Source organism: Undibacterium pigrum, assembly GCF_003201815.1.
GTDB classification, from domain to species: domain Bacteria; phylum Pseudomonadota; class Gammaproteobacteria; order Burkholderiales; family Burkholderiaceae_D; genus Undibacterium; species Undibacterium pigrum.
Genome location: NZ_QJKB01000016.1, coordinates 67,354 through 78,606 on the forward strand (window position 1 = coordinate 67,354; position 11,253 = coordinate 78,606).

Consider the following 11,253-nt stretch of genomic DNA (forward strand, 5'->3'; position numbering starts at 1 on the left):
GCAATAAAAATACAGAAAAATGGTAGTTTGCGACTGCCAGGTTCTGCTGTTTGCCATGCGCGAATACAATACATCAAGAAATTTCTTGCAAAGAAAATCACAAAAAACCGACGACTGTCCCTATATTGATATCGCCCATCCCTGGCTTTGCACATCTGTCATCAATTGTGTCAAAGTAATACCAATTTCTAGCAAGCGACGATGACCGGACGTCAACACCCTGACAGTCTTCACAATTCAATCTTCAAACGATGAGCAAGCAAGCCGCATTAGCGCTCCACACCAATAAGGAACACACAGAGTCAGCCAATGTTGCGCTGCCTGCTGTCCCATGGTGGAAGTCGACCATCGCGGTCGTCATGATCTGGAGCATCTTTGCACTGATCTGGACATCGACCAGTTATGTAGACGGCTTTGCGGAAAACGCAGTCAACCAGCGCGAGTGGGACTTCAAGCTTAATATCAGTGTGCTTGCACCCTACATCTTGCTTAATAGTGTTTTGGCAGTGTATTTCAATAAGTATGCAGAAAAACTGTCCCGGCCTTACACCTTATGGTTACTGTTCATCGGCCTGATCCTTTTTTTCGTGCCTTTGGCAGAGATTTATCAATTGATTATTTTCAAGCAAAAGCTGACTGGCCGCTGGCCTGACATGGCAGATATAGTCAACAAATGCAGGCCAGAGAATTTTTCCCAAAGTGCGATGCATACCAGTCTGGCCTTTTTTGGTCAGGTTTTTTATACACACCGTTTGCTCCAACATCAGCGCGAACTTGCGTTCGAAAAAGCGAGGCAACAAAACCTCTCACTCAAAATCCGCATATTACAAGGCAAGCTGGAGCCCTATTTTTTGCTCAGCTCGCTGGAGAATATACAGAAACTGATACACAGCGCAGCAAAGGCAGAAGCCAACACTGCCCTGGTACGCCTCAGCAACTTATTACGTTATGTGCTTGAGCATGACAGCAATGAAGCGATTCCTCTTGCCGACGAGATGCAGTTTTTACGTGATTATTTCAACCTGCAAATGCTGTGCCTGGGACAAGGTTTTCGCGTCACCTGGGATAAGGAAGAGCGGGACTGGCACTCTTATACTTGCCCTGGCCTGATCTTGCTGAGCCTGGCTGATTCCAGTATCTGTCAAATGCTGAAGGAATATGCCGGCGGCAATCATCTCTTTGAGCTGCAATTCAAATGCTTTGTAAAAGATCACCGGTTTTGCGCCATCTTTTCTTTCCCACAAGCGCAGGTCTTGCCGCAAGCGATCAATCCGGGTTACACCATGGTAGAGCAGCGACTGGAAATTTTATTTGGCGAGCAGGCGCAGTTAAGCATGCACAGCAACCTGCAGGAACAGCGTCAAGCCATTTCCGTTCACTTTCCCTTGCAGACACTATCAGATGACTAATTCAGGCTTAAGCAAAGCCAGGAGCAAGCTGTCTGTGGCTTATCTCGCCATCTTGCCATGGCTGGTATCGACTATCGTGCTTGGCATTGTCATGCTGACGCCAAAGCCAGGACAACATTTGCCAGCAAATTTCAGGTTCATCTTGTGTTGGCATGTGGCAGGCACGCTGACGCTGGCACTCATCAATACTCTGATGGCCTTTGCTTATAGCCGCCACGCCTGCAAGATGCTGCGCATGAAAAATATGCTCATCACCGTCAGTTTGCTGCTGCTGACAGGCTTGCCTTTGACTGTGACAAATATCCTTGCGGCAAAAATGGCCCGTAACGGACAAGACCTGCATCAGTTGACCGAAGTGATCTTGCACTATAAAGCCGATGACTGGTATTACTTTGCCTGCGTCGTGCTCAGCATATTCATGTTTCACACCAGCTATGCCGCATGGCGACAAGGCCATGAAAAAAAATTGCAACTGGAGATTACCGAGAGTGAAAACCTTGCATTACGCCTGCACTTTTTACAAGGCCAGTTAAAGCCTCATTTTCTGTTCAATGCCCTCAACAGTATCAGTGCCCTGGTACGCGGCGAGGACCGCGAACTGGCAAGCAAGGCCCTGACCCAATTGAATAATCTGTTGCGCAATGCTGTACGTGCAAGCCAGTGCGAATGGTTGAACATGGCTGAAGAAATTGCCTTTGTGCAAGATTATCTAGCCATGCAATCCCTGCGGTTTGGTGACCGCATGCAGATACGCTTTGATATAGAAGGACAGGACTGGGGCCGTATCGCTGTTCCCCCTTTGTTGCTGCAGCCGCTGGTAGAAAATGCCATTCATCATAGCGTAGAAAACAGCCAGGAATATTGCGCCATTAGCCTGGCACTACGATTACAAGACAATATTGTCATGTTTGAAATCTGCAATCCCTATTTCCCTCACATTCCAGACCGTGCCGGGCATGGGCTGGGAATTGCAACCATAGGACAACGACTGCTGATTCTTTACCAGCAAAATGCCCGTTTGCAAGTCCTTGCAGAAGCTGAGCTGTTTACAGCCAGACTAGAATTTCCGGCGCGCTCACTTGTGCGCCACATTTCCCAATAATTTCTCGATTCACAAACGCTCTTCATGAAAAAAATTCTGGTTGTCGATGATGAACTCCCGGCACTGACCAATATACAACTGGCTCTGCAAGCACACCGCGACTGGCAATTGGTGGCCAGTTGCCATTCCACAGCACAAGCACGGGCATTATTGCAAACAGAGCAAGTTGATTTGATCTTGCTTGACATAGAAATGCCCATGCAGTCTGGTCTGGAATTCGCCCGTGAACTCAGCGCCCAACCCAACCCACCACTGATTGTTTTTATTACCGCCTATAACAAGCACGCCGTGGCGGCCTTTGAAGTATTTGCGCTTGATTATTTGCTCAAGCCATTTGAAGACGAGCGTTTTGCCATCATGCTGGAACGTGCCAGTCTGATCATAGAAAAGAATCAGCAAGTGGCCCAGATTGCAGCAATGCAAGATTACTTCCGGGATCAGGATGCCCTCAATGCAGGTGAAAAAGCCCCCCTGCTCAATCATATCGTGGTGCGTTCCATGGGTCATATAGAGCGTATAGGTGTCCATGAAATCATCTGGCTCAGCGCGGCAGGAAATTATGTTGAACTGCATTTGCGCGACAGGATATTGCTGCATCGCTCCACCATCACCTTCATGGAAGAGCATTTGCCTGCCGACCTGTTTGCCCGCCTGCATCGCAATTCCATAGTTCGCTGCGATGCCATGCGCAGCATAGGTGTCGATAGCGAATATGGCTACTTCACCGCATTGAGTAATGGCGACAAAGTAAGCATCAGCGTCAGGAATTTCAAGCGCGCAAAAAAATTACTGGGCTAGCAAGTGCGTGGTCGACTTCAGCCATGATTATTTGAAGCAAGCCTTTCCGGCCACCTGTTGAATATCTCAAAAAGACCATGAGAGTAGCAGCTGGCCCAGACACTATTTGGCGCCAATCTCAAGCGCACTCATCCCTGGTTTTGTTGCGCTTATCCCAATTATCGTAATTACAACACGCACAGCCCAATTCTCCAGCCTCTTGTCACTAGACACATATATTTACTTGTGTCCCATGACAAAGTGCTATTTACGAAATGGATACAAACGGAAATGCCAGGGTGATAACAGGCATCCGTCATCAAACGGGATGCAAAATCCTGCCATTTGCTGCAGGCAAAGTGTCATGACTATGCGCGTGGATACTCAGCAGCATCATATTCAATCAGACCACAAATCAGATTGGCTTGATCGTGCATTTCAATAAACAATTTATCAAAGGATGTCGCAATGATGCAAGAAAAAATAATCGCCTGTTCCGTGCGCCTGATGTTTATCAGTGGCGTTGCGATGGGCACCGGTCTGTTTGCCCACTCGGCTTTGGCTCAAGAGGTAAAAACTGAGGCGGAAAAAATTCAGAAGGTAACGGTTACCGGCTCTGCCATTAAACGTGTAGATACTGAAACAGCAGCACCGATAGAAATTTATAACAAGAAAGATATAGAACGCACTGGTGCGACCACGATTCCTGAGCTGATCAAGAACCTGGCTTCGCTTGACGTCAATGACACTGGTGAACAGACATCCAACTCTCCTTCCGGTTCTGGCGTGACCAATATCAAGATGCGCGGTCTCAGTGAACGCAATGTCCTGATTCTGTTGAATGGCCGCCGCTTGCCAGCCAATGCGCTGGCTGACGGCTCTGGTGCCGGTGCAGCAGTTGACGTGAGCAGTATCCCTCTGAGCGCGCTGGAACGCGTGGAAATATTGAAAGATGGCGGTTCCGCTATTTATGGTGCCGATGCGGTCGCCGGTGTCATGAACTTCATCACCAAGAAAAACTATCAGGGCGCAGAAGGCAAGGCTGGCTACGGCAAGAGCTCACGCTCCGATGCGCAGGAAAAAACTGCCAGCCTGGTATTTGGCGTCGGTGACTATGAAAAATCCGGCTACAACGTGCTGGCCAGCTTCGACATGATCAAGCGCGATCCTATCATGCGTAATGCCCGTGAAATCAGCCGTTCCTCCGATTTCCGCCGTTTCTTCGGCGGCACTGATGGCCGCAGTGGTTATTCACCCTACGGCAATATTGCTGGCGGCGGTCAATTGAAACCTTGCCCTCCAGAAGACTTGTCAGGAACAACTTGCCGCTTCGATACCAACAAAACTTTGCTGACTGCCGTGAACGGCGCAGACAGGTTCAGCGGCATGCTGGTAGGCAGCTTCAAGGTCAACAATGATATCCGCGCCTTTGCTGACTTCACCTATTCTGAAAACAAAGACCATTTTGAAGCACAGCCAGCACCTGGTGTCTACAAGGATGACCAGGGCCGCAATGTCAATGGCCGCTTCATGCAGATCGGCCCACGTACTACCGATAGAACAGGCTCTCTGACCCAACTCGCCGTTGGTCTGGAAGGCAATACCAGAGGTATAGACTGGGAAATCTCGGCAGGCAAAGGCGTCAGCAAAATCACCAACCAGGACTCCAATTATGCTCAGGTAGACCTGTTCAATGATGCGATTGCCAATCATCGCATAGACCCAACCAGCACGACCAATTCTGAAGCGGAAATTAATAAATTCCGTTTGACACCTCTGCGTACTGGTAAGTCTGAGCTGAGCTTCGTCAATGCCAAGGCTTCCGGCGCGATCCTTGATCTGGCGGGTGGTCCACTGTCTTATGCAGTCGGCGTTTCTTATCTGAAAGATACCCTGGCAGACAATCCTGATCAAAATCAAATAGATAATCTGGTATTTGGCAGCATACAACAGGCTAAAGTGAATGCCAGCCGCAATTCAAAAGCGGTGTTTGGAGAATTGTCCATTCCTTTCATCAAGAATGTCGAGGCGCAAGTAGCAGTACGCTATGACCAGATTGATGGCGTAGGTAACAAAGCCAGCCCTAAACTGGCGATCCGTTATCAGCCTGTAGAAAGCCTGATGGTCAGGGCATCTTATGCAGGCAGCTTCCTGGCACCAACACTGAAGCAAATGTATGGTGGCATGGATGCCGGTGCGGAATCGACTGACGATCCTACCATTTGCAAAGCTTTCCCTAGCATTGCAGGAAAATGCCAAAACTTCTCTTATTTGCGCGTCGGCGGCTCCAACCCTGACTTGAAACCAGAAACCGGCAAGACGTATAACCTGGGCTTTGTTTTTGCACCTAGCAATATCGTTTCGATTGGTGTCGATTATTTCAAGATCAGCAAAAAGAATGAAATTGGCACGCTGGAACTGGAGAAAGCGATTGAACTGGGCCGTTATGAAATCAAAAACGGTGAAGCACGCATACTGTTGAATAACCAGAATCTGGCCAGCACCGATATTTCCGGTGTTGATCTTGATTTCCGTTTGAACCTGGCAAAAACAGCTTATGGTAAATTCAGCCTGCGTAACTCTACAACGCTGTATACGCAAATCGATTCAGTACCGAGTGCTGGTGAGCCTACCAAGAACAGCCTGGGTATATTCTTGAATCCACGTTATCGCAACACCTTCACCCTGAGCGCTGAATACACAGATTTCAACCTGGCATTGGTAGCACGTACCACTGGTGAAACGCTGGATTCAGATTTGGGCAAGGACAAAATCCCGGCGGGTACACCTACTATCCCTTCATTTACTGAAGTGGATTTTGGCGGGCAATACATGGGTCTGAAAAGCCTGACATTGAATGCTGGTATTAAAAACCTGTTTGACAGAATGCCTCCGTACAGCAAAATGGGTTCCACGAATCAATACGGTTCCTTGGGATATTCAACTACCCATAATTTACGTGGCCGTTTCTTCTACATGAGTGCCAACTACAAGTTCTATTAATCTGGAGAACTTGAGTCGCTAAAAGTGCACGCAACTACGGCAACATGTAATAGCTTGCTTAGCGACTTACGAAGATAAGAAGATGTCGTTCAGATTTCACTCTGAGCGACATCTTTTTTATTGATGCACAACCGCAGCAAGATCATCGGTACCTCACTGCTACCGCACTTCTTTTTAAGGGCGTGAGCCTACTACTTCTACCGTGACTCTGCGATTTTTTGCGCGACCTTCACTGGTCTTGTTGTCTGCGATAGGCTGAGTTTCTCCTTTACCTTCGGTGTAAACACGTGAGGAATCTATACCCTTGCTGACCAAGTAAGCTTTGACGGCTTCTGCGCGACGTATGGATAATTTCTGGTTGTAGTCATCACTGCCAACAGAATCTGTGTGGCCAACTGTAATCATCACCTCCGTATTCATGCCCTGCAACTTGTTCAATAAATCATCGAGCGCTTGTCTACCCGCTGGCTTGACGACAGATTTATCAAAGTCAAATAAGGCTTCTGCACTGAAGGTGACTTTTTCAGAAATTGGCTGTGGCCGCGGTGGTGGCGGTGGAGCACTCTGGACGACGACTGCTGGCGCTTGCTCTACCCTAGGTACTGGTGGCGCAGCATAAGCTACCGGCCTTGCATAAGCTGGCTTACCAAACTTGTAGACCAAGCTGAGCGAGAAAAAATCGACATCACCACGATTATTGACCGCATCGTTAACGCGATATCTTTCTGCCTCACCTCGCAAGGCCAAAGCTTGCGTGAATTTATATTCCAGGCCAACACCAACTTTGGCATTCAGTTTTTTCTCGGTAGGATTTACGTTTGTTATCGCAGACAGGCGGTTACCGCTGAAGTGGGCATCTGCCCTGGTGTAATGGGCACCAACTCGACCTAACAGGGAAAATCGTTCAGTAAGTGGCAATTGTCCCAGCAAATCAAGATTAAAACCGCGAAAACCGACTTCACCATTGATGCTACCTGGCGGTGTAGTGCTGGCATTGAATCCAAATTTACCCAAATCAAAATATCCTGTCTCTACCGCAAAATATTTACTCAGTTGTTTGCCCATAAAGAGCTTGTAAGCTGTATCACGCTCGGTTGATCCGAAAGTGACTGAACTCGCCCCATTCTCCATCAGGCCGCGCACCAGTCTGTCCTTGTCAATGGTGGTGTTTGCACGTCCTGCACCTGCGCCTATATACCAGGCTGTATCGGCCCATTCAGGGTTGGTCCAGGGTTCATCCGCCTGCGCCATCTGACTGAAAAGAAGTGCGCAAGCGAACAGGTTGAGGGTAGCTAATTTTTTTGGCAGCGCCATGTGTTTCTCCCGGTGGGTTTATTTGAGTTTGCTGGCAGCAGTCACCATGACCGCTGTCAGACAAGCATTCATTCATGCATTGATTTAGCGTGCGATCACATTGTTTTTAAGGGTCACAGCACTACCTGTCAGTACGCGGCCATTTTGCAAAGTCGCCGTATCACCCAGGGTGATGGCTGCTGATTGACTCAGAATGTTTCCCTTGAAGACACTGTTGGCACCTAATGTTGTTGCAGCAACCGGCACCCAGAACACAGTGGCTGCCGATGCGCCTCCATTCAAGGCAACAACAGAATTCGCCAGCGTGTTTAAAGTTGAGTTACCACGGAACAGGTACAGGCCAGGGCCATTCAGGGTGAGCGTCCCGGTAATCGTGATTGCACCAGCATAGCAATACACTCCAGGCGTCAAGGTCGTGCCACCAAGATCAACACCGCCTGGTACATTGACAGTACATGTGCGACTGTTGGCGTCAGCGATTGCTACTTGCAAATCAGCCAACGCGGTGTTCAGTATCGCGCCTGATTTGTAGTTACTGAATCCGGCAGTTTGCACTGGATCGACAGTTTGCGATGATGCGCCTACGTCACCAGACACCATTGTCAGCCCACCAGAATTATTGGTGATGGACGTGCCAGCCAGGACAGCAAAACTGGCAGCGCTGCCCAGATTAATACTGGCAACAGGTGCTGCAGTGACGGTAAAACTGGTAGTGACAGTTTGCGCGCCCTGAGTCGCAGAAATATTGGTGACACCAGCAGCAACAGCCGACAATTGCCCACTCGCTGAAATAGTGGCAACATTGCTGGCGCTTGATACCCAGGTCACTGTATTGCTGATATTGCTGGTCGAGGCATTGGAATACGTGCCCGTCGCAGTCAACTGCAGCAATGATCCAACTGGCGCGGTAGCACTGCCAGGTGCAAGGCTGATACTTGTCAGTGCCAACGCCGGTGCCACAACCAGGCTGGAGCTACCCAACTTGCCAGAGTAGTTGGCAGTAATGGCGGCCGTACCGCCTGACACGCCACTCGCAATACCATTCGTGGATATAGTGGCGACAGCGGTATTAGCACTCGCCCAGGTTACCGAATTGCTGATGTTAACGCTGCTGCCGTCAGCGAAATTCCCGGTAGCGACAAAGCTTTGCGCACCATTAATGGCTATGGTGGGTGTAGCAGGCGTTACCGTGATGGAGTTTAAAGTAGCCACCGGCAAGACATTCAACGTGGCAGAGCCTGACTTGTTACCAGAGATGGCCACGACAGGTGTAGTACCTGCAGAGACCCCACTCACCAAGCCACCGGTATTGACTGTGGCAATGGCATTTACACCAGAGTTCCAGGTCACAGCATTCGTAATATTGGCATTACTGCCATCTGAATAAAAGCCGGTTGCGACCAGGTTTTGCGTGGCACCAACTGTAATGCTGGCGGTTGTGGGAGTAACGACAATCGAAGTCAATGATGCTGTAGATAAGACCGTCAATGTAGCTGACGCCGATTTGGCACCTGAAGTAACTGTGATGATTGATGTACCTGGCGATACGCCGGTGGCTATCCCTGTTGATAATATGGTAGCCACACTGGTGGTCGCAGAACTCCAGCTTGCCGTACTCGTGATATTGACATTGCTGCCGTCAGAATAAGTACCGACCGCTGTAAATGCCTGCGTTGAACCCATTGATACATTTGCCGCCAAAGGCGTAATGGCAATTGAATTCAAAGTAACCGAAGGAATCACGTTCAAGAAAGCTGATCCTGTCTTGCCTGCCAATGTGGCTGTTATCAACGCATTGCCGGTTCCTATGCCGGTACTAAGGCCATTCGGCAAGACTGTCGCAATCAATGGAGAACTGCTGGTCCAGGTCACACCGTTGCTGATATTCGCTGTAGTTCCATCAGAATAATTGCCGCTGGCGATTAATTGCTGCGTGCTTCCAACAGCAAGATTGGCATTGACGGGCGTTACGGTAATGGTAAACAGGATGGCTGAACTCACGTTAACTGTAGTCGTCGTGCTCAAGCCATTGAACGTCGCCGTTATTGTTGAAGTGCCGGTAGCCAGGGCAGTCACCACACCATTGCTGGCCACCGCAGACGAGACCGTTGCTATAGCTGGCGTGGCAGATGAAAAACTACTGGTGCTGGTCACATTGACGCTACTGCCATCGGTGTATTTTGCGGTCACGGTCAATTGTTGTGTCGTGCCTATCTGCATGGGCGGATTCGCCGGCGTCAACGCGATCGATACCAGACTCGCCGGTGTAACCGTCAGCAGTGTAGTACCCGTCTTTGTGCCAGACGCCGCGGTGATGATCGATGTGCCAACCGCCACACCTGTAGCCAGACCTGTACTGCTAATGCTGGCCGCAGCAGGTGAAGCTGAAGTGAAGCTGGAAATGGCTGTGATATCGATGGTCGTGCCATCCGAATAAGTTCCCATTGCTGAAAACTGTTGCTTGCCACCTATCGCCAAAGAAGGGTTAGCAGGAAGTATTGCTATCGACAGCAAAGATGCTGGTGACACCGTGAGCGTGGCAGAACTGGTTTTACCACCAAAGCTGGCAGTAATAATGGCTGTGCCACTCACTACACCTTTGGCAATACCGGAGGTGCTGTCCACGGTAGCTACTGTGGGAGTGCCGGAGGTCCAGCTTGAAGTCGTCGTAACCTCACGGGAGGCGCCGTCTGCAAACGTTGCTGTCGCCACGAACTGCTGCATGCCACCACTCGCTACTGTCGCGGTGGAGGGACTGACAGTAAGTGTCGTCAGGGTAGTAGAAGGTAAGCCCAAAATTGGGTCACGACCTTGGTCACCACCACCGCAACCGCCTATGAATGATGTGATTAGCAATGCTGACGCGCACGCAAGCGGCCGCAAATAGCGTTGTAGGATGTTCATTTCTTGCCTTTTTTCAGGTGAATCCGGTGCCGAGTTATTTCGGTTTGGCCGCAATGCAATGCTTTTGCTTCTATGCCTTGTTCCCGATCGCAACCTGTAGCGAAATGACTCATCCGAGCCGGTCTCACCTAATGGAGGCAGTCTGTATTCATCGATGCTCAGATACATTGATCAAGCGTTTATGTTTGAAAACGTATCAACTATTCCTTATCAGGACTTACGCAAAATTGTTCCAGCAAGGCTATCGCCTCAAGAAATCTCTATGCAGCTAGTATGTTGTCTAAGATCCTGAATACACTGCAGCCACGAAGACAGTCTTTTGTACGACCAGGAACTGCGACACCGACGAAACATTTTTGCGTAAGCACTACTTATCTCTTTTTCACACATATTCATCTGTGCGATAACACACTAAAGTCCAAATGAATTTATTTAAACAACACAATCATGATATTTGCGGGCATGCAATGAAGACAGGGAACATCTACCGCCGGGTAGGGGAAGCGGGCGGATATCTGGCTAATGAGCCCACTATTTGCGTTGCGTGGGGGTACGCCTAAGACAGGGACAAACTGTATGTGTAATTACCATAAAAAAACCGCCCGCAGTTTTAATGCAGGCGGTTTTTATCCAGCAATTTAATGATCAGGCCATAAACCTCGCCAAATACTCCGGCGAATTCATGAATTGCCCAATGAGCGTGACGATATCCGTGCCAGATTGCGCCAGCAAGGCATCAAAGGT

At 49.2% G+C, this 11,253-nt stretch carries 6 protein-coding genes; 4 read left to right on the forward strand and 2 right to left on the reverse strand.

What is annotated here, in order from left to right; all coding sequences use genetic code 11:
* Positions 1 to 251 precede the first annotated feature (251 nt).
* From DFR42_RS26115 to DFR42_RS26130, 4 genes are all read left to right on the forward strand, one after another.
* Positions 252 to 1,409 (forward strand): histidine kinase, encoded by a 1,158-nt coding sequence (locus tag DFR42_RS26115; protein ID WP_110258006.1) that lies wholly within the window; start codon positions 252 to 254, stop codon positions 1,407 to 1,409.
* Entirely contained in the window at positions 1,402 to 2,511 is a 1,110-nt protein-coding gene (locus DFR42_RS26120; protein ID WP_110258007.1) for a sensor histidine kinase, read from the forward strand. The genes DFR42_RS26115 and DFR42_RS26120 overlap by 8 nt, the downstream gene beginning before the upstream one ends.
* A gap of 24 nt (positions 2,512 to 2,535) precedes the next feature.
* Positions 2,536 to 3,309 (forward strand): LytR/AlgR family response regulator transcription factor, encoded by a 774-nt coding sequence (locus DFR42_RS26125; protein ID WP_110258008.1) that lies wholly within the window; start codon positions 2,536 to 2,538, stop codon positions 3,307 to 3,309.
* A 450-nt stretch (positions 3,310 to 3,759) separates the two neighbouring features.
* Positions 3,760 to 6,291, forward strand: coding sequence for a TonB-dependent receptor (locus DFR42_RS26130; RefSeq protein ID WP_211324429.1), 2,532 nt, complete (start codon positions 3,760 to 3,762; stop codon positions 6,289 to 6,291).
* A 174-nt stretch (positions 6,292 to 6,465) separates the two neighbouring features.
* On the opposite strand, the gene DFR42_RS26135 is transcribed toward DFR42_RS26130, so the two are convergent.
* Both DFR42_RS26135 and DFR42_RS26140 read right to left on the reverse strand, forming a co-directional pair.
* Entirely contained in the window at positions 6,466 to 7,605 is a 1,140-nt protein-coding gene (locus DFR42_RS26135; protein ID WP_110258010.1) for an OmpA family protein, read from the reverse strand.
* 84 nt (positions 7,606 to 7,689) lie between these two features.
* Positions 7,690 to 10,509, reverse strand: coding sequence for a beta strand repeat-containing protein (locus DFR42_RS26140; protein WP_170133697.1), 2,820 nt, complete (start codon positions 10,507 to 10,509; stop codon positions 7,690 to 7,692).
* Positions 10,510 to 11,253: the final 744 nt, after the last annotated feature.